General features: G+C 33.3%; 29 protein-coding genes and 1 tRNA gene. 8 read left to right on the top strand and 22 right to left on the bottom strand.

Annotated features, from left to right (window positions below; translation table 11 throughout):
* Positions 1-4: 4 nt before the first annotated feature.
* From QZ657_RS02065 to QZ657_RS02055, 3 genes are all read right to left on the bottom strand, one after another.
* Positions 5-472, bottom strand: a complete 468-nt coding sequence (locus QZ657_RS02065) for a DUF6428 family protein (RefSeq protein WP_291964635.1) — start codon at positions 470-472, stop codon at positions 5-7.
* 71 nt (positions 473-543) lie between these two features.
* On the bottom strand, positions 544-873 hold the full coding sequence (locus QZ657_RS02060) for an ArsR/SmtB family transcription factor (RefSeq protein WP_291964633.1): 330 nt from the start codon (positions 871-873) through the stop codon (positions 544-546).
* Positions 874-979: 106 nt separating this feature from the next.
* Positions 980-1,876: an AraC family transcriptional regulator gene (locus QZ657_RS02055; protein WP_291964631.1), complete on the bottom strand. Its 897-nt coding sequence runs from the start codon at positions 1,874-1,876 to the stop codon at positions 980-982.
* A 182-nt stretch (positions 1,877-2,058) separates the two neighbouring features.
* Between QZ657_RS02055 and QZ657_RS02050 the strand changes: the two genes are divergently transcribed.
* From QZ657_RS02050 to QZ657_RS02040, 3 genes are all read left to right on the top strand, one after another.
* Positions 2,059-3,192 (top strand): efflux RND transporter periplasmic adaptor subunit, encoded by a 1,134-nt coding sequence (locus tag QZ657_RS02050; RefSeq protein ID WP_291964629.1) that lies wholly within the window; start codon positions 2,059-2,061, stop codon positions 3,190-3,192.
* 268 nt (positions 3,193-3,460) lie between these two features.
* A complete protein-coding gene (locus QZ657_RS02045; RefSeq protein ID WP_291964627.1) occupies positions 3,461-4,258 on the top strand; it encodes an adenylate/guanylate cyclase domain-containing protein in 798 nt (265 codons plus the stop codon).
* Positions 4,259-4,522: 264 nt separating this feature from the next.
* Positions 4,523-5,164, top strand: a complete 642-nt coding sequence (locus QZ657_RS02040; protein ID WP_291963668.1) for a helix-hairpin-helix domain-containing protein — start codon at positions 4,523-4,525, stop codon at positions 5,162-5,164.
* 81 nt (positions 5,165-5,245) lie between these two features.
* On the opposite strand, the gene QZ657_RS02035 is transcribed toward QZ657_RS02040, so the two are convergent.
* The 13 genes from QZ657_RS02035 to QZ657_RS01975 form a co-directional block, all read right to left on the bottom strand.
* Positions 5,246-5,680 carry a hypothetical protein gene (locus tag QZ657_RS02035; protein ID WP_291963667.1) on the bottom strand — a complete coding sequence of 145 codons (435 nt, stop codon included), beginning with the start codon at positions 5,678-5,680 and terminating at the stop codon, positions 5,246-5,248.
* 72 nt (positions 5,681-5,752) lie between these two features.
* A complete protein-coding gene (locus QZ657_RS02030) occupies positions 5,753-6,355 on the bottom strand; it encodes a hypothetical protein (RefSeq protein WP_291964626.1) in 603 nt (200 codons plus the stop codon).
* Positions 6,356-6,362: 7 nt separating this feature from the next.
* Positions 6,363-6,737, bottom strand: coding sequence for a hypothetical protein (locus tag QZ657_RS02025; protein ID WP_291964624.1), 375 nt, complete (start codon positions 6,735-6,737; stop codon positions 6,363-6,365).
* A 233-nt stretch (positions 6,738-6,970) separates the two neighbouring features.
* A complete protein-coding gene (locus tag QZ657_RS02020; RefSeq protein ID WP_291964622.1) occupies positions 6,971-8,065 on the bottom strand; it encodes an alpha/beta hydrolase in 1,095 nt (364 codons plus the stop codon).
* 170 nt (positions 8,066-8,235) lie between these two features.
* Positions 8,236-9,363 carry a nuclear transport factor 2 family protein gene (locus tag QZ657_RS02015; RefSeq protein ID WP_291963706.1) on the bottom strand — a complete coding sequence of 376 codons (1,128 nt, stop codon included), beginning with the start codon at positions 9,361-9,363 and terminating at the stop codon, positions 8,236-8,238.
* Between the two features lie 109 nt (positions 9,364-9,472).
* Complete coding sequence (locus QZ657_RS02010) at positions 9,473-10,372, bottom strand: helix-turn-helix transcriptional regulator (RefSeq protein WP_291964621.1); 900 nt, start codon at positions 10,370-10,372, stop codon at positions 9,473-9,475.
* A gap of 186 nt (positions 10,373-10,558) precedes the next feature.
* Complete coding sequence (locus QZ657_RS02005) at positions 10,559-11,113, bottom strand: hypothetical protein (RefSeq protein ID WP_291964619.1); 555 nt, start codon at positions 11,111-11,113, stop codon at positions 10,559-10,561.
* Positions 11,114-11,443: 330 nt separating this feature from the next.
* Positions 11,444-11,653, bottom strand: a complete 210-nt coding sequence (locus tag QZ657_RS02000; protein ID WP_291964617.1) for a hypothetical protein — start codon at positions 11,651-11,653, stop codon at positions 11,444-11,446.
* Entirely contained in the window at positions 11,631-12,221 is a 591-nt protein-coding gene (locus QZ657_RS01995; RefSeq protein WP_291964615.1) for a DJ-1/PfpI family protein, read from the bottom strand. The genes QZ657_RS02000 and QZ657_RS01995 overlap by 23 nt, the downstream gene beginning before the upstream one ends.
* 88 nt (positions 12,222-12,309) lie before the next feature.
* Positions 12,310-13,947, bottom strand: coding sequence for an ABC-F family ATP-binding cassette domain-containing protein (locus QZ657_RS01990; protein WP_291964613.1), 1,638 nt, complete (start codon positions 13,945-13,947; stop codon positions 12,310-12,312).
* Between the two features lie 93 nt (positions 13,948-14,040).
* Positions 14,041-14,199, bottom strand: coding sequence for a lmo0937 family membrane protein (locus QZ657_RS01985; RefSeq protein ID WP_276473307.1), 159 nt, complete (start codon positions 14,197-14,199; stop codon positions 14,041-14,043).
* 2 nt (positions 14,200-14,201) lie between these two features.
* Entirely contained in the window at positions 14,202-14,546 is a 345-nt protein-coding gene (locus QZ657_RS01980) for a hypothetical protein (RefSeq protein ID WP_291964611.1), read from the bottom strand.
* 132 nt (positions 14,547-14,678) lie between these two features.
* Positions 14,679-15,842 (bottom strand): DUF3095 family protein, encoded by a 1,164-nt coding sequence (locus QZ657_RS01975; protein ID WP_291964609.1) that lies wholly within the window; start codon positions 15,840-15,842, stop codon positions 14,679-14,681.
* A 595-nt stretch (positions 15,843-16,437) separates the two neighbouring features.
* Between QZ657_RS01975 and QZ657_RS01970 the strand changes: the two genes are divergently transcribed.
* The 3 genes from QZ657_RS01970 (at position 16,438) to QZ657_RS01960 (ending at position 19,238) form a co-directional block, all read left to right on the top strand.
* Complete coding sequence (locus QZ657_RS01970) at positions 16,438-17,115, top strand: DUF481 domain-containing protein (protein ID WP_291964608.1); 678 nt, start codon at positions 16,438-16,440, stop codon at positions 17,113-17,115.
* A 141-nt stretch (positions 17,116-17,256) separates the two neighbouring features.
* Positions 17,257-18,318: an endonuclease/exonuclease/phosphatase family protein gene (locus QZ657_RS01965; RefSeq protein ID WP_291964606.1), complete on the top strand. Its 1,062-nt coding sequence runs from the start codon at positions 17,257-17,259 to the stop codon at positions 18,316-18,318.
* Between the two features lie 296 nt (positions 18,319-18,614).
* Complete coding sequence (locus QZ657_RS01960) at positions 18,615-19,238, top strand: LysE family translocator (protein ID WP_291963511.1); 624 nt, start codon at positions 18,615-18,617, stop codon at positions 19,236-19,238.
* Between the two features lie 170 nt (positions 19,239-19,408).
* Here QZ657_RS01960 and QZ657_RS01955 read toward each other — a convergent pair.
* A tRNA-Met gene (locus QZ657_RS01955) sits at positions 19,409-19,482 on the bottom strand.
* A gap of 138 nt (positions 19,483-19,620) precedes the next feature.
* Between QZ657_RS01955 and QZ657_RS01950 the strand changes: the two genes are divergently transcribed.
* The gene (locus QZ657_RS01950) at positions 19,621-20,004 is read left to right on the top strand and encodes an START-like domain-containing protein (protein WP_276473313.1); all 384 of its coding nucleotides are present in this window, start codon (positions 19,621-19,623) and stop codon (positions 20,002-20,004) included.
* Positions 20,005-20,056: 52 nt separating this feature from the next.
* Positions 20,057-20,914, top strand: coding sequence for an aminotransferase class IV (locus QZ657_RS01945; RefSeq protein WP_291964603.1), 858 nt, complete (start codon positions 20,057-20,059; stop codon positions 20,912-20,914).
* Here QZ657_RS01945 and QZ657_RS01940 read toward each other — a convergent pair.
* The 5 genes from QZ657_RS01940 to QZ657_RS01920 all read right to left on the bottom strand — a co-directional run bounded on the left by QZ657_RS01940 (position 20,911) and on the right by QZ657_RS01920 (position 25,435).
* Complete coding sequence (locus QZ657_RS01940) at positions 20,911-21,471, bottom strand: YqgE/AlgH family protein (RefSeq protein WP_276473315.1); 561 nt, start codon at positions 21,469-21,471, stop codon at positions 20,911-20,913. The two genes, QZ657_RS01945 and QZ657_RS01940, sit on opposite strands and share 4 nt — an antisense overlap.
* A gap of 111 nt (positions 21,472-21,582) precedes the next feature.
* Positions 21,583-21,858, bottom strand: a complete 276-nt coding sequence (locus QZ657_RS01935) for an HU family DNA-binding protein (protein WP_276473424.1) — start codon at positions 21,856-21,858, stop codon at positions 21,583-21,585.
* A 170-nt stretch (positions 21,859-22,028) separates the two neighbouring features.
* Positions 22,029-22,976 carry a methionyl-tRNA formyltransferase gene (fmt, locus tag QZ657_RS01930; protein WP_291960370.1) on the bottom strand — a complete coding sequence of 316 codons (948 nt, stop codon included), beginning with the start codon at positions 22,974-22,976 and terminating at the stop codon, positions 22,029-22,031.
* 1 nt (position 22,977) lies between these two features.
* Complete coding sequence (locus tag QZ657_RS01925; protein ID WP_291964600.1) at positions 22,978-24,873, bottom strand: ATP-dependent DNA helicase RecQ; 1,896 nt, start codon at positions 24,871-24,873, stop codon at positions 22,978-22,980.
* Positions 24,866-25,435, bottom strand: a complete 570-nt coding sequence (locus tag QZ657_RS01920) for an ATP-binding protein (RefSeq protein WP_291964598.1) — start codon at positions 25,433-25,435, stop codon at positions 24,866-24,868. The genes QZ657_RS01925 and QZ657_RS01920 overlap by 8 nt, the downstream gene beginning before the upstream one ends.
* Between the last annotated feature and the right edge of the window lie 3 nt (positions 25,436-25,438).

Below are 25,438 nucleotides of genomic sequence, written 5' to 3'. Positions count from 1 at the left end.
ATGGTTAACAGCAGTTTCCGTCTGGTGAACAACAAGGTTCATTATTGATTTCAGAAAGATTTAATTTTGGTTTTTCTGCCGGTATGCCACAGTTGTCTTTTGCCAAACAGTCCGTTTGCTTAGATGTTAGTCTAAAATTGGTACCGTCAAAATCTAATCCGAATTTCTCAATGGTATTGCCTTGGTACTCAACTTCTATTTCCAAATCTTTTATTCCCAGTACCTTTTCAGAAAGTTCAATAATGTGTATTAATTTCTCTGGGTGTAATCTGTGGTCATAATCATCTGCATTCCATAGTTGAAAGTTGACCACTTCTTCATTACGGACCGTGCCGCCACAATCAATAAAGTTTTTGGTTATTTTACCTACCTCGGTAACATGGAAATGGTTAGGTACCAATTCGCCATTCGGTAATTGAAAGGCAATAGTGTCAAGTGCTGCTAAGTGCTTTTTAACTTCTGATAGTTTCATAAGGCTATGTTTTAAATTTTCGAATTTATATTAGTACATCGCAATAATGCGATAAAAGGTTTCAAATTTTTTTAACAACAATTATTTTTAGAAATATCTTGATCTAGAAAGTGTGTCATAATATCTTTCATGCTTGCCCAATTTTCTTTATCAATACAATAGCAAACACTAGTACCTTCTACATTGCCTTTAATTAAACCTAAATTTTTAAGTTCTTTTAAATGCTGTGAAATAGTAGGTTGTGCTAAACCTATTTCATTGACCAAATCTCCACAAATACAAGTATCAATTTTAAATAGATGTTGCAAAATGGCTACGCGAGCAGGGTGACCAAATGCTTTAGCGAACAAGGATATTTTGTTCTGCTCATCAGTAAACATTTCAGTTTTAGCTAAACCCATTCTTTAAATAATTGTTTCATTGCAATATTACGATATAATATAGAGCAACTAAGATAATTGATCGTTAAATTTGTGTTATGTGAAGGCTATAAATATAAATTAGACTCTATTTCGTTGGGAAAAATAATTCTTTTTGCTTCTTTCTGAAGGCTTTAGGGGTTTCGCCTACAGCTTTTTTAAATGTTTTTGTAAAGTATGAATTGTCATAAAAATTAAAGAAATGGGCAATTTCTTCGCTACTCATATCGGTATATACTAGATACCTTTTTATTTCTATGATCAACTTTTCATTGATAAGTTCACTTACGCTCTTGCCCATAGCCTTTTTGGAAATGCGGTTAAGGTTTTGGGGCGTCATATATAATTGAGCGGCATAATCTACCACACTTCTATTATTTTTAAACTGTTTGTTTATTAAAGACTCTAAAGCGATCATATGTTGGGTGTCAACAGTTACTTTGTTTTCTTTTGAAGCTCTGTAAAGTCTTGATAGTTTTACGAGAACTTGAGTGAGTTGGGCTTCAAGCATTTCATACTTTAAAAAATCATCATTCACATATTCTGTGTCCATTTCATTTATAAGTCGTTGAAACATCAGTAAATCTTCTTCTGATAATTCAATAAAAGGCTCACTTAAAAATCTATTGAAAACGGGTAAGGATTGTAACCATTGTTGTGCTCCATGTCTTAATATAAAGTCTGCTTGAAAGAGTACGCCAATACCTTCTGTAAACTCACCGTTAATGGCGAATACTTGCCCGGGGCTTCCAAAATAAACCGTGTTTTTTTTGGGTTTGTAACTATTGAAATCAATATTTAGTTCACTATTGCTTTCCACAAAAAATGAGATACCGTAGTTAACGTTTCTAAACGGATTGCCACTTTTTATGTATTCGGGCATATTTTCAGGCTTCAGTAAAATAAATTTCGGCTGTGTGCTACTCTTTTGATTTGCGTAATCAGCATACAGTTCCGGTATTCCAATTTGTGGTATATCTTCCATGAAAAATGGTATTTATTTATTTAATACTACCATTTTATGAGCTAAATAGTGCTTTTTTACGGCATAATGTTCTAATAATACCATAATAGGATATTTAATTACCATTTTTGCGATTAGATGCTACGTTAACTTTGCGCCTCAAAATAGATAATTCTAATATGATGCGTAAATCTGAATTTGGTATGAAGAAAAAATACCTGTGGTATCTACCAAAAAGTCTTTCAATTGTTTTTTTGGTGCTATCAACTATAAGCTGTGGTAACGAGGAAAAACCCAAGGTGAATAAAACCATTAAGGTGGAGGTTATGAACGTTGGTCTCAATACCAATAATTCTCAAAGTAAAGTAGCTTATAATGGTACAATAGAAGCAGATGTAGCTATAAAGTCTAGCTTTCAAGTATCTGGTAATGTAGTACATGTTCCTGTATCTATTGGCGACTTTGTAAAGAAGAACCAATTGATCGCGCAAATTGATGCTACTATTTACTCTAGCCAATATGAACAACAACTTGCCCAAGTGCGTTTGGCAAAAGAAAATTACGAGCGTATCAATAATGTTTTCCAAAAAGGAAGTATTGCAGAGATAAGAATGTTAGAAGCTAGATCACAATATGAGCAGGCACAGGCAGCTGCAAAAATGACCTATGAAAATGTGCGCCATGCAAAACTATATGCCCCAATGGATGGGTATGTTAGCGCTAAGATGATGGATGTTGGTGATTTGGCGCAACCTGGTCAACCGGTAGTGGAGATCGTGAATATTAACGCTGTAAAAGCTGTATTTCCAATACCTGATGGAGAAATCAATTCCATAACAAAAGGTGATTCCGCAAATGTAAATCTCCCAACATTGGACAAATCAGTTATAGGAATTGTGGATGAAGTTTCCATACAATCCAATCAAGGTTCACCTGTGTATACGGCATACGTAAATTCAGATTGGTGGGGTGGCGGTAAACAAAGACTTAAGCAAGAAAGAATACAAGAAGAAATAGCCCAGAACAACCGAATGGATGGTATAGACCAATTAAAAGTGGCTATTACCCAAAGTTGGTATGATTTGTTGAATGCACACGAGCAAATTCAATATGCATTGGAAAACAAGCAATTGGCAGAAGAAAACTTAAAAGTGAACAGAGACAATTATGATAACGGCTTAAGTAACATAACCGATTTATTAGATGCACAGGCCATGGCGCAGAATGCCCAATCTACATTGATAGACGCCTATACAAATTATGAAAATCTTGAAATCATCTATTTGTACAGAACGGATCAATTGGTAGTTCCAACTTTAGAGAGTTTAAAACAATAACCAAAGCTATAGCCTAAACTTTATATTTCAGTAATTTTTAGATTGCCAGCATCACTAAAGAATATCAGGTCCGTATGAAAATGAAACAGATATTTAGAATGTTGACCCTGGCGGTAATGTGGCTGATTGCTATAATGGTATTTGACATAGTGTTGAATATAAAAATTTTTCAAAGTGAAGATTGGCTTGCTTATTTTGAATATACGTTTACCTCAATTTTACCTTTTGTACTGGTTTACTGTTTGTAATTAGCGCAAGCGATGTTTTTTTGTTACGTAAAATGCTTAGGGATTATCCGTTTGCTAAAGTGGTATTCATAAAAGCCATTTTACAATTTGCGGTGATGTATTTTATACACTTTGTAGGTACATATGTAATTTTTGAATTAATGCCACCAAGTTCTAATGACGCGGTCAATGCACATTATGCCTATTTAGGGTCTTCACTAAATATATTCTATATCATATATTTTTTTGTAGTTAGTTTTCATTTCAGTTTATACGCACAGGTTTCTAGAAAATTTGGTTCTACAAATCTTTATGATATTATCATGGGTACATATTTTAAACCGAAAGAAGCTCAGCGTATTTTTATGTTTTTAGACCTTAATCAATCTACTACAATAGCCGAAGAAATTGGGCACCTTAAATATAGTAGACTCATACAAGAATGCTTTAGCAAGTTAACCCATCACATTGAAAATTATGATGCTGAGGTTTACCAATATGTGGGGGATGAGGCGGTGCTTACCTGGCATATTTCTGATGAAAATACCGCTAAAAAATGTTTGGACCTTTATCTTGATTTCAGGGATAGCTTATTAAAATCTGCCGCTGACTTTGAAATGGAGTTTGGGCTTGTGCCCAAATTTAAAACGGGTATAAGTTTTGGTTCTGTAGCAGTTGCCGAGGTTGGTGGTTATAAAAGGGATATAGCTTATCATGGTACGGTTTTAAATACCGGAGCCCGTTTATGTCAACTTTGTAAAGAAATTAAGGAAGATATTCTTTTCTCTTCTGAATTTCATGCTTTATTGAATGCCAACCGTAACCTATTACATTATTAGCGATTACATGCTTACCGGAAGAAGTACCAAAGAAAAAGTATTTCGACTCTTGTAAGCACTATTTATGGTTTTTACGGATTAATAATTGCTTTGTGCAGCAAGACCGTATCCTTCATTTTACATAAACATGTTTTAAAGATAATATTGATATATTATTAGTTACAACAGTTGTGGTTAATTTTAAATTTAGAATTACTTTATGCAAACTTTTGAAAATGAGTAATTTCTATGTAACTTTTATCTAGAATTAAAACACTAAGAAAAATGGCATTAACAAAAGAGACAAAAGGAAAAGGTACGCATACTACAGTAACATTTACGGTTGGAAAAAATGAAGCACCAAGTGAGGCAAATGTTATATTGTTGGGAGATTTCAATGGTTGGCAAACAAACGACAGTTCTTACCAAATGGAGAAAAAGAACGGAACCTATGTGAAAAGCATAGAACTTGAAACCGGTAAAAGCTATGAGTTTAGATATTTGAGCGAAGATAAAGGTTGGTTCAATGATCATGCTGCCGATGCCTATGTACCATCTCCATATGCGGGCATTGATAACAGTGTAGTAGATTTAACTGCATTGCCTGCAAAAAAGAAACCGGTTAAAAAGGTAACGGCAAAGAAAACTGTTGCTAAAAAATCTACTGCCAAGGCCAAGAAAGATGATTTGAAGAAGATTGAAGGCATAGGTCCAAAAATTGCATCCATATTAACAGATAACGGTATTGGCACATTTGCCAAACTTGCAGGAGCATCCGTTAAGACGTTAGAGGGAATTTTAAAGGAAGCCGGACCACGTTATGCTATGCATAAACCAGGTAGTTGGCCTAAACAAGCTAAACTTGCCGCTGCTGGAGACTGGGATAAATTAAAAACATTACAGGATAAATTAGATGGCGGTAAATAATTGCCATAACAATACTTAACAAAAAGCCCTAAGATATTTTCTTAGGGCTTTTTGTTTGATGTGGGTATATCATTTACGTTACTATTTCATTGCAGTTTGGTAATCGATTATGAACTTCTTCATCATGTTTTGTAGTGCCATTTTATCCTTTTTGCTCATTTTACTAATATTGAGCCAAGCAGTGTCAATGTCTTTTGGAGCAAAAGATGAAAATTGTTTTTTAACTACCAAACCTTTCTCTTTGGGGTAAAAAGTGAGTCCTTTTTTTGTAATTTTTATATTATCGGCATCCATTTTAAGAACAGGAAATGTTAACTGCATTGCATGTTGTATTTCATTATAGAAGTAAACATTGCCTTGTGTGGCATTTATTTTTGCATAGTAATTTCTATTACCCTCACTATGTTCTTCTATAAAGGTATTTATAGTTTCCACTTGTGTTTGTAATTCTTGAGCTTTGATGGTTTTCACAAATGTGATGGTAAGAACAATGGCAATGAGTGCTTTTTTATACATGGTTTGTAATGTTTTATGTTGAATTTTATAAACGTTTGTAATACTACTTTGTTGCTTACTATAGGGTTGAGGTTATTTAGAGCAATTATTGTAATGTTCCACAACTGCAACGATATCCTCTTTTCTAACCGTTTTATTTTTTAATTTCTCAACCAGGGTAGGGCAATCCTTAAAATAGTCCATAGCACGACTTTTAAAAGATTTTGAAGGTCTCGCGGTCAATAGTGGCGTGGCAATATCTTCTTTTGCCCTTTGGACATAAAATTCATTTAAATGGTTGAAAGTAAAAGTGCCCGGTCTTGTTGTGGTCATGCTCACAGATCTGCCATATAAGGTAACTGCGCCCGTGGTTACAATGCAGAAAATTTCCTGTTTCTTTTTAGAAACCGGTATGTAATTAAAATAGGCTATTTCTCTTTCAGAGAATACAAATTTTATAAAGTCCACTTCCCCTGCATCAAATACAGATTTATTACCGGTAATTTTATCCCTGACCTTAACTTTTGATTTACCGTTAAAATGTATCAAATCTTTTGATACGACTGGTATTTTTACTTCGCCGGAAAAAGTGTTTCCATTTTTTAAGATTACTTCCCCATTTGTCCATGTATATTGAGAAAATGAAATAGCGTAATACAACAGGAAGGCAAAAGTTATTATGGTTTTGTGAATCACTTAAAATTTATTTGGTTATCTCCCAATCTGGACCTTCGTATTCTCCCCAGGAACAGTCTGCCGGTTCTTTTAATACACCTTTGACCATTTCAATAAGTTTAGAATCCTCATCCTTAAAAATGCCTTCACCACCCATAATTAGAGCCCTGCTTAAATCATCGTACATTTTCTCTTTGTTCTGTATTAAATAATTTAATTGTCCTAATCTTAAATGTAAAAACGGATTGCCTACTGAATCTTTAAATTTCATAGCAAAATTAAAATTGTCAATAGCATCTTCGATCAATCGTTCCGAAAAGCATACTTCCGCAATATGTATAATTACATATCTGCCTGCTCTAGTTCTTTTTTGTTCATCAGTTAAAGATTCATAAATTTTCATGAGCTTGTTAACCCTAGACTCCACATCTAAATCATTATTTGTAGTAATCTGGTCAATGTTGGCTACCTTATCTTTAATTGATGCTGGTATGTCAATGTATTGCTTGATTTTTGCAACGTCCGGTTCTTTTTTAGATTGTAATTGAACATTCTCCTGCTTTTATCACTCTTTTTTAAAAAATCAAATAGCCCCATGAAGTCAAGTACAGTTGTTGTTATTGATAAACTATGTTGTTATTCTTCTTCTTTCAATTTTAACAACACCTCTTTTGCATGTTCATTGTCAGGGTTTAACACAATTGATTTTTTATACATTCTTATACCTTCATCTTTCTTTCCCGCTATCAATAAAACTTCACCATAACTGTCATATGCATTAGCACTTTCAGGAAATAATAGTGTGTTTGTTTTAAATACGTTTAAAGCCTTATCTATTTCTTGGGTTTGTAAAAATGAATATCCCAAAGAATTTAAATCTTGTTCTGAACGATTTTGAACCTTAGTTTCAATTGTTAAGTCAATTGCATTGTTTAATGCCTTTTGTAATACTAGGTTTTGTTGACTTTTGTCTAAAGTTTCAGCATAGGCTTTAATAATGGCATTGATGACTAATGCAGGATTATCATGAAATACCGCATGCCCACTGTTTTCAGCTATTATGTTAGTTATGTTATTGTTTTTCTCGCCTAAATCTACATGCATCTTTTTCCATCTATCGGAATATTCTTTTGGAAATACTGGAGCAGATTTATCAGGGAAAATGTTTGTAACCGGAATATTTTCAGGAAACTGTGTGTTTCGTAATGAACGTATAATTTTGTTGTAATTATAATTCAAGTAATAATCTCCAGTACCTTTGGGTATGGTGTTAATGTCTACGTGCATATCTCTCATTGCCAAGAAATCTTCATTCCAAAAATCAGTAAGCGTTGCATCTATTAAAACAATGGATCTTACTTTTTTAGGATGTTTATTTGCATATAATAAATTATAGAGACCACCGTAAGAATGTGATACCAGAATAATATCATCGTAGTATCCTAATTTTGCGAGTGCGGTTTCTAATTCTTTAATCCCGTTTTCTATTCCGAAATCTGAATCGTTTTTTAGTTTGGGATTGAGTTCGCTTTGACCAAAACCCGATCGGTCATAAGTTATTAACGTAGTACCGGTAACCTGATGTATTCTTTCTAAAATAGGTGCCCAAACAGTACTGTTATCACCACCACCTGCTTCAAATAGAATAGGAGTGCCATTGCCTTTCATAATATTGAAATGCATGTTGTAATCACCAATATCTACCGTTGTAGCCGTAGTTTGGGAATGCATAGTAAAAATTGAACAAAAAAACATCAATAAGATACAATAGCACTGTTTCATTTTTTTTACTTTAATAATTCATAGATATAGGAGCTAATTAAAAATAAATTTCTTTACGTTCTCGTGCCCACTATTTTAGTTGCCTAAGTGTTAGACTTGTAAGATAGTATTCTTTCTGATCACTTGTTTTTAACAGCATTTAAACTTTCAATTATTTTTAATGCAACACCTCTAGATGATAAATAGTTCTGACCAGTAATTAACTTTCCATCAACTTCTACGTGAGCGTTGTTTCTTGGTGAAAAATTAAAAATGGCACCCCTGTCTTCTAAAGTTTTCTGTATTAAAAAAGGAAAATGTTTAAAATAATCCGCATCTTTTTTTTCAAAAGAATCTGGATATCCACTTACCGTTTTCCCTTTAAATAGATATTCCCCATCTTCAGTTTTAAGATGTACTACACCTGCAGTGCCATGACAAACAGATGAAACAATACCATTATGCTTTTCATATATTGCCATGGCAATATGCTGTATTTCTTTATTTTCTGGAACTCCGTACATGGCGGCACCGCCCCCTATATAATGCACTGCTTTATAATTTTTAGGTTCTATCTCATTTGGTTTCTGAGTATTTTTTAGAGCATACATGAAATCTGAATTATATAGATATGATAGGCTTAATGAATCTGATGTGTCTATATATGAAAGTGGAACGGTACCACCTTTTGGACTAACAAAATCTACCGTGTAACCTGCTTTCTTGAACGTGTCATAGGCATTCACTAGTTCAGAGAAGCTATTTCCGGTAGGAATATCTGAATTGCCGTACTTAGCCGCATTAGAAACTATGAATAGAATTTTATCTTCTACAGAACTAATGCCGTTGTTATCTTTTGTAGCGGCCTTGCTAATTATTTTCCAATGACTATCTATTTTTTTTAAAAGAAAAAGGTCTATATACCTTGTTCCATCTTCTGGAAATAGTATTTCTACTTTTGCGGTGGCAATAGTATTTGTATAGTCTATTGATACTACATTTCCTATTCTACCATTAAATTCCCCTTGCTTTTTATTTTTATACCAACTTTGGTATTCATTAATGGGAACGATCCAAAGTTCTTGTTCTTTATTATCTAAAAATAGGTTTGCGTTGGTATAAAATGCTTTTTCTAAAAGTTCAGGTCTATTATATGATGTTCCATTTACATAATCTAAAAGCACATTTTTAATTTTGGTCTCTTCTGTTTGACCATAAATTAAAGAGTTTAAAAGAATAAGACTAAATACTAAAATTGAATTTCTCATAAAATTATTATTTGTTTAGATGACAATTTTAGTTGAAATGTTATTCGTAGACATTAAGCACATATATTATAGAAGTCCTGATGTATACATCAAGAATCTATAACTAAGCTTATTTTCCAACGTATTTTGCTGGTGTAGTGTTAGTTATCTTCTTAAAAGTGGCATAGAAGGTACTGTTTGAATTGTAACCGCATTCCTCAGCTATGGTTTCAATTTTTAAATGAGGTTTTGTTCTTAAAAGTTTTTTTGCCTCTTCGATCCTATATTCGTTTATGAAAAGTGAAAAACTTTTGTTTAGATTGTTATTCAATAATTGCGAAAGCAATTGTGGACGAATGTTAATTTTTTTTGCCAAAAGCGGCATGGTTATATTGGGATTCTTATACAGCTTTTCGTTATCTAGTGTAAATTCAATCTTTTCTAATAGCTGTTCAACTTCGGCATCGTCAATAATGCTATTTGCATATTTCTCTTTCTTTTTAGAAACTACAAACTCTTTTTTTCTTTTATAATAAATAAGTAATCCGGTTAGATAAAAAATAAAGGAGAACGATAAAGCCCCAACAATATATGAAGTATAAGAAGCTGTGTTATAGGCTATCCAAATTACTAAAACTCCAAAGAAAATACTAACAAGCCAAACTTCATCATAGTTTAATCTTTTACTTTCTGACAGTAATTTTTTACAAACCGTATTTAATAAAAATGCCGAGAGGATAATATATATTAACCATTGAATATTGATAATGTAATAAAAGTAATCTACCCAAAGCTCTATATAATATTTGTAAGGGTATAAAATGCCAACGCCCAATATTACTATTATAATCAATAATAGGTGTAAGTTTAAAAAACTGTTTGATGCTTTTGTTTCTGAAACTTTAGATTTAATGTAAAAATATAAGAACGGACCAATTAGAAAACATGCGGAAAGCCCAATTTGTAAGTATGTTTTAGAAAGCTCTGGATTAAAATAGAAAAATAAAGATTTCCAAATTCGAGTACTCAAAGCTAAGAGTAACCCACCTAAGTAATAGCTAGCGTTATTTTTAGCGCTATTAAAAAACAAAAAATAAATACTTAATACAACGCTGTTAAAAGCACCTAATGCACTGAAGAAGAATACTAAGTTGTTATTTAGGTTCAATTGATTGTACTGATTTTTTAACCAACCTTATAATTTACTCGCGCAAGGTTATAAATTTTCATTAATGCAACTAGCTCCTTTATTGATTGCTTTTATTTTTTTCTTTGTTCGTCCTTTAGCTTTTAAATCTATAAATTCTCCTTCATCCGTATCCGGTATCCTTATAATATCAATTTCAGATTCTGCCAAATTTTTCAACTCTGTTTCTGTAAGATTAAAAACAAAGGAATATGCAGTAAAATTTTCAGAACTTGATGTCGTCATTCCGCCTCCAAGGCCAGAAAAGAATCCATTAGAAGATGTAATACTTTCAATCTTTGGTTTGGACTTTTTAACTGTTCTTAATTCAACTTTAGAACTATTTTCAAGTTTTAATAAAACTTCTGTATTCCTGTCAAATATATGTTCTCTTTCACCCCAGTAATTGAAGGTAATATCAAATGTTATGGTATCATTTTTAATTTCAAAATAGACCGTTTTATTATTGAAATTGAACGATGTTATTTTATCGTTCGTAAAAGGATCGCGGTCCGTTTTACATTTTTGAGAATAAGATGTTATTGATGATAAGATGAATAATACTAATGTAATATTTTTGGTCATATTTTGTTTTGCTGTTAGCGTAAAGCAAATAGGTTGAGCATTATAAAAGGAAAAAGAAATTTTTATTCCTGTTAGAAACAAAGCTATAGATTATTTTTTTTATGGTCAAAACTATAAGATTAAAGGGTACATAAATTGGACACGGTTAAATTTAATTTGAAGAAATTCATCTCTAGTACTATTTTATTGGCACCGCCAAAGGGTATAATACCCCTAGGCTTGCCTCGAATTTAAAAGTTTGTTTTTTTTGAATGTTTCCTGGGCTTTCCCTGAGGTGTTTTACTATTATTTTGATGCCTCTTAAACGTTTAAAAGCTCAGTTACTAAGGATTAATCGGTTTTATTGATCATTTTTAGAACTTCGTCAGCTACAAATTCTCCACTATTTGCAAAAGAGGCAGTTATTAATCTGTTCTCATAATCAACAATTTCATAATTTGTCCTCTTCTCGTGATCATATACTTTTAAATTGGCGCCTCTCTTGTATAATTCAGCTTCCATATCATAAGGTAATAGTTTACCATAGTCTGATTGTTTCATTATATTTTTTTTCATTCCATGAAGGAAAACTTGTCATAGTTTTATTCTTAACCAAAAATTCTCCAGATTTTAATTTTACATCGATTAGCGTAGCAGTTCCATGGCCAATAGATCCAATAATTCCACCAAAATCATATATCTCAGAAATTATATGAAGAAGGTTCTTATTTTTATGAGTGTCCCAGAATTGTCCGTATCCACCGGGAATTATAACGGCGATGTATTCTTTCGGATCAATGTCAAGTGGTTTTAAACTATTTTCTGTTTTATCTATGAATAATTCATTTTGTATAATAGACTTGACCAAACTTGTAGTGTCTCCACTATGATAAATGGGAATTTTTCCTCCTTTGGGTGAAACAATGTCTATATCGAGACTATTTTCTGAAAATTTTTTAAAGGGAATAGCTAATTCAATGAGGTAGGTGCCGTTTGGTTCGTTTTTCAATTCACTAACATTGGTTGTAATGAAAAGAATTTTCTTGTTTTCTTTATTCTTACTGCATGAAATTGTTAAAAAAACGAATATTAATATGGTAAGAACCCTGTTTATTATATTTTTTTTCATGTGTATCTCAATAAAATTAAACTAGTGTACTATATAGCTTGTTTTAATTTTTCTGAAATTTATGACTTTGATAAAAGGAAAGAAATAATTACTTCATCAAATTGATTTCTGCAATACTCTTTATTCTATTGCGCTCTAAGAAAGCATCAATTGTTTCAAAGTGTTCTATAACGCGCTGCTCTTTGAATTCAAATACTTTTTGCGATAAGCCTTGTAGAAAATCACGATCGTGAGAAACCAAAATAAGCGTGCCATCATAAGTGGAAAGTGCTTCTTTTAAAACATCCTTGGATTTTAGATCTAAGTGATTGGTGGGCTCATCCAAGATTAAAAGGTTTACTGGTTCTAATAACAATTTTACCATTGCCAAACGTGTTTTTTCTCCACCGGAAAGCATGCTAACTTTTTTATCGATATCATCGCCACTAAACATGAAACGGCCCAAAATATTCTTAATTTGGTTACGTATATCACCAAAGGCAACCTCATCTACGGTCTGGAAGATGGTTAAGTCCGGATTTAGCAATGATGCCTGATTTTGAGCAAAATATCCCACTTTAACATTGTGCCCTAGCTGACAGGTGCCTTCTACAGGAATTTCACCTAATATGGCTTTTATCATGGTAGATTTTCCTTCTCCATTTCGCCCAACGAAAGATACTTTTTCACCTCTGGAAATAGACATGTTCGCATCCTTAAAAACAATATGGTCATCATAAGATTTAGAAACATCTTTTACAGTTACAGGGTAATCACCAGATCTAGGGGCAGGAGGGAAGCGAAGTTTTAAAGATGAATTGTCTATTTCATCTATTTCTATAATCTCTAATTTTTCTAACATGCGCTCGCGCGAAGTTACTTGATTGGTTTTTGAGTAGGTACCTTTAAAGCGTTCAATAAAGGCCATGTTATCTGCAATGAATTTTTGCTGTTCCTGGTAGGCTTTTATTTGGTGTGATCTTCGTTCTTCGCGTAATTGTAAATAGTGGCTGTAATTTGCCTTATAATCGTAAATACGCCCCATGGTCACTTCTATGGTACGGTTGGTAATGTTATCTATAAAAGCCCTATCGTGAGAAATAACCATTACGGCATTGGCTTTGTTCAATAAAAAATCTTCTAACCAAATAACAGATTCTATATCTATATGGTTTGTAGGCTCATCTAAGAGTATCAAATCTGGTTTTTGTAATAGAATTTTAGCTAGTTCTATGCGCATTCGCCACCCACCACTAAACTCGTTCGTTTGTCGTTGAAAATCATCTTGCTTAAAACCGAGTCCTTTTAAGGCTTTTTCAACCTCGGCATCATAATTTACCTCTTCCAAGGCATAATATTTTTCTCCAAGATCGGAAACCTTTTCAATAATGCTCATGTAGGCATCACTTTCATAGTCCGTTCTAGTTTCTAATTCTTTGTTAAGCCTATCCATTTCGTCCCGCATATCAAAAACATGTTTAAATGCTTTTGCAGCTTCCTCAAAAACGGTGCAATTATCTTCGGTCAGCAAATGCTGCGGTAAATAGGCTATAACAGTATCCTTGGGTACTCTTACATTACCACTTGTACCATTTTGTTCACCGGCAATAATTTTCATCATGGTAGATTTACCCGCTCCGTTTTTGCCCATTAAGGCTATTTTATCGGTTGGGTTTATAACAAATGAAACGTCACTGAATAGGGTAGTGCCACTAAATTCTACGGCCAGGTTATCTACTGAAATCATGCTACTAGTTTTAAAAGCAAAACTAGTAATAAGTTATCATGCTTATTACCAAGTACATTAAAAATTTATAGCGCTACTAGCAGTATTTCAGTTTTACGTTGTGGTCTTGTTACTTAACCAATTGTAAACCAAAAGAACTACGGCCAACAAAAGTAGTAGATGTATTAACGCTCCCATTACCTTAAAAACAATAAAGCCTAAAACCCAACTTATGACCAGTGCAGCAACCAAAATATATATTATCTTTTTCATGGCTATTTAGATATGTTCCAGTTCATGATTTCATCATGGATTTCTTGTTCGCTTTTTTGCCTTCTTTTAGCAATATTACTGATTAAAGCCTCTACGACGTCTTGCTCTCCATTACTATCAATATCTTGCGTTTCAGGAAAATTGGAGAAATATTCATCTCGTACCGCTAACCACTGCTTTTCTAAATGTAAATCATATTTTGCCGTGGCTACTCCGCCATTATTTACTGGTTTTGTTGATGTTTCGTTGACATTTTCTTTTAAGAAAACACCTTTGTTTTGTTGTGTTTCATTTTCTAATCCGCCAGTGCTTTTAGTTTTATGAATACTTTTATCTTCTGTTATCATTTGTATATGCTTTTATATTATCAATGTCAGCAAGTTACCCACATCAACAGACATAGATTTGCTCTAATATTATATTAATTGACCTTATAAAAATGATAGCTAATTGCCTAAAACTCTTTTTTAGGGAAAAATTTATAGAGCGTTGGCCTTTCGCTTTACCTTAAGCATTTTGGCCGCAGATGTATAACCGCCTTCGGTTCCGTCTACAAAATGGGAGTGACTTGTTTTTCTGTCAAGTACATAGCAAGACATAACCGATGCGTGTGTAATATGAATGCCGTATATTATCTTATGTTCGCTTTCCAATTGGTTCAGAAAATCTATAAATACATCTATTTTATCCTGATCTGCGGTAAAAATGGTATTGATCATACCGTCTAACATAAAGGAATGTGACAGTTGACCTATTTGCTTTAAGTACTGTTTTCCACTTTTAGACAGGCTAAAGTACGCATGGCCAATATTGGTCTTTATCCAATTTTTAATGATGTAGAGCCAATTTTTACGTGCTAGGCTTATCTTCATCTCTTCCCAAATTTTGTTTAAGCTGGCATCCAGTTTAAGCTTTTCACTTTTTATAGGTTGCCGATCGGTAAAAGTGCCAAAGATGTCATCCATTTTGGTAAGTACTTGCCTATAAACATCTTGCTGGGCTTTTTCTTCGACGGCATCTAGTAATAAACAAACCACTTTAGCTTTGTTTTGCTCCGGGTTCACTTCTTCCCATCTACACTCCATACCTTCTAAATTCAATAAACTTTCATTGAATTCCGTGTTTGATAGCTCCTTGAAATTGGCTTTGATCATTTCTTCAGCTTTATGTAAGCCGTTTCCAAGTATAATGGGAATTGCCAATTTTTGGGTTAGTTGATGCTTGGCAATTTTCAATTGACATTGTTTGGCTAGTAGGTGTTTCACAGGTACATGGCCCACCCGCAAAATCAGTTTGGTTTTTCTTTTAATATGAATACTGTAATTGCGTAATACGTTTATTACTCTGTTCAATAAACTATCCGGTATAAGAAAAGTGGCGCCGTCACCACCAAAAAAATATGGAATTTCTATATTCTGCTTAAATTTACGAACGGTGTTCAAAACCGAAATAATACTGCCTGTAGCTGTTAAGTTAACTTCGTGATGGTTACCATTTATTACCGCACGGGTAGAATTTTGTATATCTACGACGACTACATGCCAGGATTGCGGCACTTCTAAAAAATTAGACTCGTTCGCGAAAAGTTCTGCCAACGGCTTTTTTGATATTTTTAGCTCGTTATAAAATTTTGTGTTTTTCATTGACAGACAACTGGTCGTAATTAATAGTGAAAATACATGTTTATTTCCTCATTTACTGGTAATTGAATGATGATGCTAAGGGTATTTTAAATTATACGGTATTTGTTGATATGCTTTCACTGCGGATTTAGAAGTTGCTTTGTAAATGAGATGTACCGCTATACTATTCTAAGGTTTAATATAGTAAAGTGCCACATTTTAATGAAAGTGAATGATTTGTACAATAAAAGATCATTGCCAATAATGATATCTGTTTACAGCAATAAAGGTTACAAGATAACGTAAGATGTTTTTATACGAATAGGGTGGATGCTGTTTGTATACATTGTGCAGTAGAGGAAAATATAGGTACAGACTATAATGCTAACTTCGTTTTAAGAATATGGTTTTGAATTAAAATGTTAAGTAAGTAAAAGAAAACCGAATTTCTAAAGTTTTTCAGAGAAAGTATTTAGCGATAGTTTTGCACAAGGAAAAAATTGTGACTTTTTATATGAAACTGACTTTTGATTTTTGCAGGTACATCTGTTTTTTTTCAATATTTATTCTAGCATATTCGGTAAATGGACAACTAGTAAACATTGAATCTAAACGTATGCATACAGATTCTATAAGATTTGTATTAAGCAGTGATCTTTTGTTCAATTATACGGATAACAATGGAGAGTACATTCTACAAATTGGGTCTAACCTTACTACTCAGTTAAAGTCTAAGAACCTTAAAAGTATTTACTTTTTTATTGGTAATGTGAATTTGATAAGATCCAAAGATGAAGATTTTCAAAATTCATATTTTTTACATGCTAGATTTAATCAGAAATTGACCGAAGTATTTCGTTTTGAAGCATTTGTGCAAAATCAAAATAATCAGAAACTAACTATATCCGAAAGAAATTTATTGGGTCTAGGGCTACGTCTAAAATTATTATCAAAAAGTGGTTCTCTTGTGTATTTTGGTAATTCATACATATATGAAATTGAGGTTGTTGATGATACAGGTCAGAAGTTCTATAACCATAGAAACAGTAGTTATATCTCATTGAACCAAAATTTTAAGAAGTATAATTTAGATGTCACGGGTACATTGTATTTTCAGCCATTGTACAATAACATAAGCAATCATAGAATTTTAAGCCAGTTTAAAGCACAAATGCCACTGACCAAAAGAGTTTCTTTTTCTGCACTCTATAATTACTCGGTTATCAATTTTAATTCTGAATTGGAAGATAACCGCTCCTCCAATGTAAGTTTCGGGTTCACTTTAAATTTATAATTGATTTTAGATCTAAGTTGTTTTCTGAAATTATAATTGTAGTGTGTTAATATTCCATTTTATTGAAGTAAAAGATGGAAGTTAGTTTACATACCTTGTGGAGCAATAATCAATATTAGCTCTAACAGGTTCTTTTTACTAATGTCAAAATTAAAACTCTTTCTGCGAGGCTTCGCACTTATCGCAATTGTTCTAACAATTTTTCCGTATATACCTCTTAATACATGGGTGGTACGGGTGTTTGATTTTCCCCATCTTCAACTTACGGTTTTAACCGTCAGTGCATTTTTAACCTATTTCTTTAGGTTTGAAATAAAAAATAGAATAGACCAAGCTTTTATCATATCATTATTGATCTGTATTACGGTTCAATTTCAAAAAATTTACACATATACTCCTTTAGCGGCATATGAAATACATGAGGGTAGCAAAAATGCCAAAACAAGTATTTCTATTTACGCAGCTAATGTTTTACAAAAGAATAAGAAAAAAAATCTACTGATTAAAGATGCTGTAGATAAAGAGGCGGATGTATTATTATTTACCGAAACTGATCAATCTTGGATTATAAAATTAAATGAACATTTTAGTAATACTTATAAATTTAAGGTTGAAGTACCTTTAGATAATACCTATGGCATGTTGCTTTACTCAAAATTTGAGTTGTTGAACCCCAAAGTAAAATATATTGTTGAAGATACCATACCTTCCATACATACCAAGTTGGTGTTGCCTTCTAAAGACACTATTCAAGTTTTTGCAATACATCCTGCTCCGCCCACTCCCCAACACAACCCCTCATCAGTGGACCGAGATGCGGAGATGATGAAAATAGCTCTAATGACAAGAGAATCAGAATATCCAGTTATTGTTATGGGCGATTTTAATGATGTTGCCTGGTCCGAAACAACTAAGCTTTTTCAAAGGGTAAGTGGTTTGCTTGATTCAAGAAAAGGTAGAGGTCTGTACAATACTTATAATGCCAAAAGCTATATAATGAGATGGCCTTTGGATCATGTTTTTTCATCTGCGGCATTTAGGGTAAAAGATATTCAGGTGGGTGACGATATAGGTTCTGACCATTTTCCTTTTTTCACAGAGTTCACTTATGAACCTAGATTATCCTCTGAGCAAGAATTGCCAAAAGCTTCTGCACAGGAAATAAAAAATGCAAAAAGCCAGATCAAGGAAGAGAATTCCTAACCCACTATTACTCTTTGCAATTTTTTTACTGATAAATAAATTGTTAATGTGGATATAAATCTATGTTCATCTATAAGCCATTAGGCTACGTTCTGCGACCAGAAAGCTATGTTGCCGTTTATTAATTCTTTTCTTTTAGTTTCTATAATATTCTACAGCTGTAAGTAACTATAGTATTGTAATAAACTTCCGTTATGTTTAGTGGTATAATTTTAAGAGTTAGAATTAACGGGTAATGTATCAACTACTGTGCGCGTTTATGTTTTTATTTGTCATTGAAATAGAATATATAGTTTATGAATGCTCTTGTTTACGTGCTAATTGGTTTTTTAATTGCCTCTTTAGGTAGTATTACACCTAGTTTTTTGAATTTAACGGTGGTAAAGTATAGCTTAAGAAATGGCATTAAAGCCGCGTTGTACATTATTGCAGGTTACGCTACGGTACTATTCTTTCAAGCAAATTTAGGAGCATATTTGGCTAATGTTCTAATGAAGAATTCTGAATACATTACTTTAATTCAACAAATTGGTACAGGTATACTTTTTCTTCTCTCCATTAATTTTTTTAGAGTTCATTTTCAATCCAAAGAAAAAGTACCTGAAAAAGAAATTCCAAAATCCAAATCGTATTTCTATGGTGTAATGATGTCCTTGCTGAATATGATGGCAATACCGTTTTATTTTACATTTATTTCGCTATCCATCGCATTTAAATATTTTGAGTATAGTTTTGTAAATGCACTTTATTTTTCAATTGGTTCTACAATAGGCTCTTTTACCCTGTATTCTCTTTACGCAATCATAGCAAAAAGAATTGAAAATAGATTGGATTTTATTGCCTCTAGAATGGATTTTATTTTAGGATGCTTAACGGGAGTGGTTGCAATAGGTAATTTTATTTATCTGCTAATTAAATAATTTTTCAGTTTTATTACAAATAGGCAGTTTTATCGCAAAGGTTTAGTCGGTACAAAAGTTTAACGACCTCTTGTCTTAATGAATTATAAATCACAGATATACTTATAAATTTGGCATAAAAAAAACGGTCTAACTTAAGTTAAACCGTTTATAATGTGCCTGTTATTCTGTAGCGAGAGGGGGGCACGATCCCCCGACCTCCGGGTTATGAATCCGACGCTCTAACCAACTGAGCTACCTCGCCGTATTATTTTTAAACGGCTGCAAATATAGTGGTAATTTATTTGTTCTTCAACAAAAGTTGATTAAAAAAATAATACTGGTCATTTATTTTTTTATCATTTAGAAATATATATATTGCCCGTATTAAAGTAGCATGAACATGAGCGATAAAATAAAATTTGAAATAGAGTTTGTAATTCAGTCTTCCCCACAGATGTTATATCAATATTTGGCAACACCTTCTGGACTATCGGAGTGGTTTGCGGATAATGTGAACTCTAGAGGGGAAAAGTTTACATTTATATGGGACGGAGCTGAAGAAGAAGCCAAATTACTAAAAAGAAAAACAGACGAATTTGTACGTTTTGCTTGGGATGAAGCAGAAGATGATAGCTTTTTTGAAATGAAGATTATTGTTGATGAAATTACTAAAGATGTATCGTTGTTCATAACAGATTTTGCCGAAGAGGACGAAGTTGACGAATCTAAAATGCTTTGGACCAATCAAGTATCTGATTTAAAACAGGTACTGGGATCATCATAAAAATATGCTTATTTACAGTCTCTTTGAGCCTTAATTTTTTAAGGCTTTTTTTATGTTCAATTTTAATGGATCTCTTCTTGATGATGATACCTCTTTTTTGAATGAGAAGAATAGGGGGGTACAGCTTGGCGATGCGGTTTTTGAGGAGTTACGTGTTCTAAACGGTGATATAATTTTTTTGGAAGACCATTATCTGCGCCTAATGTCGTCCATGAGAATTTTGAGAATGGATATACCTATGAACTTTACTATGGAGTTCATGGAACAAGAAATTTTAAAGTCTATTTCTGAAGGTGAACTAAAGGAAGCAAAACAAATAAAATTTACTGTTTTTAGAAATAGTAGTAACGATTTTTCTAAATCCGATAATAGTATTTCTTACTTCATTACCCATAAAACTTTGGCTGATCCATTTTTTATTTTAAATGATCAAGCCTATGAAGTTGAGCTATATAAAGATTTCTATAAGAATTCTAGTATGCTCTCTAATTTGGATACCAATAATAAGATAGTAAACGTTGTAGGGGCTGTTTATGCCCAAGAAAACGATTATCGAGATTGTTTGCTGCTAAACGAAAGAAAGCAGGTTATAGAGTCCTTAAATGGCAATTTGTTCGTTGTAAAGGGAAATCAAATTAAAACAGCACCGGTTACGGATGGTTGTGTAAACAGTATTTTAAGAAAAAAGCTTATTGACATCGTATCTAAACTCAATGATTTTGAATTTTTAGAAGAAAGTATCTCACCTTTTGAACTTCAAAAAGCAGATGAGTTGTTTATTGTAAATAATATTGAAGGTATTATTTCTGTAACAAAATATAGAAAGAAAGATTTTGTGAACGTAACTGCAAAAAACTTGATCGGTAAATTAAATGCTGCAGCTAGAATGTCCTTGACTAAAAGCGTTTAGTTTAAACTAGGATTTTCCGGTGCATTAGACCACAATAAATAGTCGCCACCTAACTGAATCATATTTTCTTTCCAAATTGCCTTGGCAGCTTTTTGAATAATTCTGCTTTCATGCTCGTTTTCTACAACGATCCATGATTTGGACGTTAGTTCTTCATCTAACTGTAAAGAAGACCAACCAGAGTATCCTAAAAAGAACCTAATATCATTTTCAGAAATAATTTCTTTGTTAATGAGCTCTACCGTGGTTTCAAAATCACCGCCCCAATATATACCATCGGATATTTCTACGCTGTTATCTATTAAGTGGGGTACTTTATGAATAAAATATAGATTGTCCTGTTCTACTGGACCACCATTATATACTTGAAAGGGAATTTCAATTTCGGTTACAAGCTCGTTAATATGGTATTCCAATGGTTTATTTAAAATAAAACCAACAGAACCTTCATTGCTGTGTTCTGCTAACAAAACAACAGACCTGTTAAAAGAAACATCTCCTGTTAAAGATGGTTCTGCTACAAGTAATTTTCCTTTAGTTGGCTTTAATGCTATCATATATTTACTATGATTATATACCTAAAGTAAGACAAATCCTTCTAAATGCAAAAACATAGAAATAAAAAAAGCGCCAATTAAGGCGCTTTTTATAAATTTATCTGTGTAAAATTAGTTTACAGCTTTACCTAAATCAGCACCTGCTTTAAACTTTACTACATTTTTAGCAGCGATTTGGATAGTTTTTCCAGTTGATGGATTTCTACCTTCTCTTGCATTTCTTTTAGATACGGACCAAGAACCGAAACCTACTAAAGAAACTCTATCTCCTTTTTTAAGAGATTTTTCAACATTTCCCAAGAAAGATTCCAATGACTTTTTCGCCGCAGCTTTTGTGATGCCAGCGTCAGCTGCCATTGCATCGATCAATTCTGTTTTGTTCATAATGTGATAATTAATTGTGATTAAATAATTTATACCTACTAACAAATTTATATGGATTTCTGGGCAACGCAAGTAAAACAAGGGGAAATCCCTTGTTTTGTTGATAACTCAGCGCGTTTGTTAATAAAGTAGGTTTTTTTCTACGATTCTCGCAGCCCAACAAACACGGGGTCTCAACCCATTTTTGCGTTTTTTTCCAAATTCAGGCCGTTCAATAGATCTTTTACCATCATCCTTTTCTTGCCTTGTAGTTGAATTTCTTCAAGATTTAGATACCCTCCCTGTACTGCAACTTTCATTTCTTTTTTAGTAAAAATCAGAGATCCCGTTGGTAACTCGTGTTTTCCTTCCTCTATGCTTGCGCTATAAATTTTGGTAATAATAGTTTGGTCACCGTTTGTTAATGTGGTCCATGCTGCCGGGTAAGGGCTTAGGCCCCTTATAAAATTGTAGATGTCTACTGCAGTTTTGTTCCAGTCTATTTCACAGGTTTCCTTAAAAAGCTTGTGGGCATCTTTTAAATCACCTGAATTAGGTTGTTTTGTTGTTTTAAAATTTCCTTCCTGAATTCGTGCTACGGTCTTTAGAACCGTATCTGCACCCAAATGCATTAATTTGTCATGTAAGTCTCCGGCATTATCTGTTTGTTCTATTACGGTTTCATCTTGCATTATAATGGCGCCGGTATCAATCTTTTCATCGATAAAGAAGGTTGTAACGCCTGTTTTTGTTTCTCCATTAATAATTGCCCAATTAATTGGTGCCGCCCCTCTATATTGAGGTAACAATGATGCGTGCAAATTAAAGGTTCCGTATTCTGGCATGGCCCAAACCAGCTTAGGCAGCATTCTAAAAGCAACTACGATCTGTAAATTGGCGTTCAAGGATTTTAAGGTGTTCAAAAACTCCGGGTCTTTTAAATTGGTAGGCTGTAGAACATTCAAGTTCTTTTCAACGGCATACTTTTTAACTGCAGATTCGTTCAATTTGCGTCCTCTTCCTGCCGGTCTGTCCGGTGCTGTGATAACACCAACTATATTGTGTTTCTCTTGAACCAGCTTGTCTAAAATGCCCACGGCAAAATCTGGTGTTCCCATAAATACAATTCTCAATGCTTTCATATTATAATAGTTGGTATTCGTTTGTTGTGTTCAATGATATAATGTTGTCTTCTAAAAGTTCTTGTATTGCCATAATCAACACTTCTTGTGTAACTTTTAATTGCACTTGTAATTCTTTAGAATTTGCAGATTTTTCCTTTAATAGCTGAATGATTTTAATTTTGGCACGAACAATATGGGTGTTACCTGTTTTTTGGCTAATACATACATCGCATATACCGCATTCGTTTTCTTGAACTTCCCCAAAATACGCTAATAACTGGATACTTCTGCATACCGTGTCATTTTCAATAAAGTTAAGCATCTTAGTTACTTTCTCTATTTTCAGTTGGTTCTGTTCTTCAATATTTTTGGCGAACATGTTTATGGTACGATCATCGTCTCTTGGAACTAAAAAAACCATTTCCAAATCACTGGATACACTTTGGTATTCTATAATCTCGTCTTTTGCAAGTTGTTCAAAATTTTTATGTATCAATGCTTCGGAAAGCGAGGTTTTCTTTGAAAGCAGATATGTGTTGATCTGGGTATCGAATTCAAAAAGACCACCGTAGGTGCGGAGTACAACCTTAATAAATTCAGCTAGTTTAAGATTGTTGTCTATGTATCTGTATAGGGTGTCTTTTTCGGTAACGAACTTTATAGTAATTTTTTTAGAGAAATTCTCTGATAGCGATATCACAGAATTTCTATCTAGCAATTGTAATGCGTTGTAGGTCAGTAATGTATTTAGTTTATAAATACTGCAAAATTCATTAAAATTTAAGTGGAATTTGGTCTCTGTAAATTCTCCGTATCCTATTTGAAAGTACGTGTTCAGCTTTTTATAAATCATTTTTACATAGGCCACATCTGGTAATATTTCAATGAACTGTTTTTTTACCAAAATCTTATCGGTTGTATTGGTAAGTAATATTGCTTTTGAAAAATCTCCATTTCTACCGGCTCTTCCTGCTTCTTGAAAGTAGTTTTCCAGACTATCAGGTATTTGGTAGTGTACTATTAGTTCAACATCTGGTTTGTCTATTCCCATACCAAATGCGTTTGTGGCTACCATAATTTGAACTTTGTCTTCTAGCCAAATATTGAGGCGCTCAGTTTTCTTTTTTTGGTCAATGCCACCATGATAAAATGTTGCTTTTAAGTTGTTTTGCACAAGATATCTAGATAGTTCTTCCGCTTTTCTCCTGCTCCTTACATATATTATGGCACTATGTGCTATTTGTTGACAATGTTGTTTTAAACGGCCATTTTTATCTTCGGTAGTAATAACTTCAAAACCTATGTTCTTTCTGAAAAATGTGTCTTTTACAACGAAAGGATAGGTGAGGTGCAAGGATTTAATAATATCATCGCTTACCCGCTTTGTGGCAGTCGCCGTTAATGCTATTACGGGTGGGGCGGGATGCAATTCTCGCAATATGGAACAACCTAGATAGGCGGGTCTAAAATCATGCCCCCATTGCGAAATACAGTGTGCCTCGTCAATTACGAACATAGATACGTTCATTGCCTTTATACGTTCTTGAACCAACTCTTGCTGCAAACGTTCTGGTGATAGGTATAAGAATTTATAATTGCCATAAATACAATTATCCAGTAATTTATCTATCTCGGCAAATTTGAGTCCACCTTTTAGACCTATGGCTTTAATGCCAAGCTTCTGAAGGTTGTTGACTTGATTTTCTATTAATGCGATCAAAGGGGAGATAACTATGCAAATACCTTCTGTCATTAATGCCGGTACTTGAAAGCACAACGATTTTCCTCCACCTGTAGGCAATAATCCTAAAACATCTTGCCCATTGGATATGGCATTGATGATTTCTTCTTGAGAGCCCCTAAAGCTATCAAAACCCCAATATTTAGATAAGATTTCTTTTGGTGTTTTATTCACCCGCTTTATTTATAAAATCCACTACAAATTGCATTCGATTTTTAATAGTGCCAAAAGGAACTTCAATTGGGGTGTAACCCAAATCAACGTAGGTTTTTTCAAGCTTTTCGTGAATACCGCAAGCTTGATCAAAGTTTTCCATTCGTTCATTGTCCTGAACGTATATTTCTTTCCAAGGCGGCAGTATTAAAACCTCGTCATATCTGTGTTCTAAACATAGGTCCGTATAATGTTGCTCAGAAGGCTGACCAAAATAGTTCATATAGGCAATTACATCGGGCAACCCACGATCATAGAATATATGATCTTTTTTTATTTGGCTCCCATTGATAAAATGTTGTAAACGGGCATTGATCAGTTCATCATTGAAACTTTTGGAATCTTCCACGAAATCTATAGGGTTCACTAATTTATCATCTACACCAACATCACTTAAGGCGTCTAAGGTCATGGTCCTTATTACTTCATGAAAACAATGATATCCGTTTTCTTCAAGTGAAGCTATTAATACCGTTTTACCCGTTCCCGGTCCTCCTGTTACAACAATTCTCTTGCTTTTCAAACT

The sequence above is a fragment of the Maribacter sp. genome, from assembly GCA_020629415.1.
Lineage (GTDB): Bacteria > Bacteroidota > Bacteroidia > Flavobacteriales > Flavobacteriaceae > Maribacter > Maribacter huludaoensis.
The sequence above is the reverse complement of the archived record's forward strand: the minus strand, read 5'-3'. Positions and strand labels throughout refer to the sequence as shown.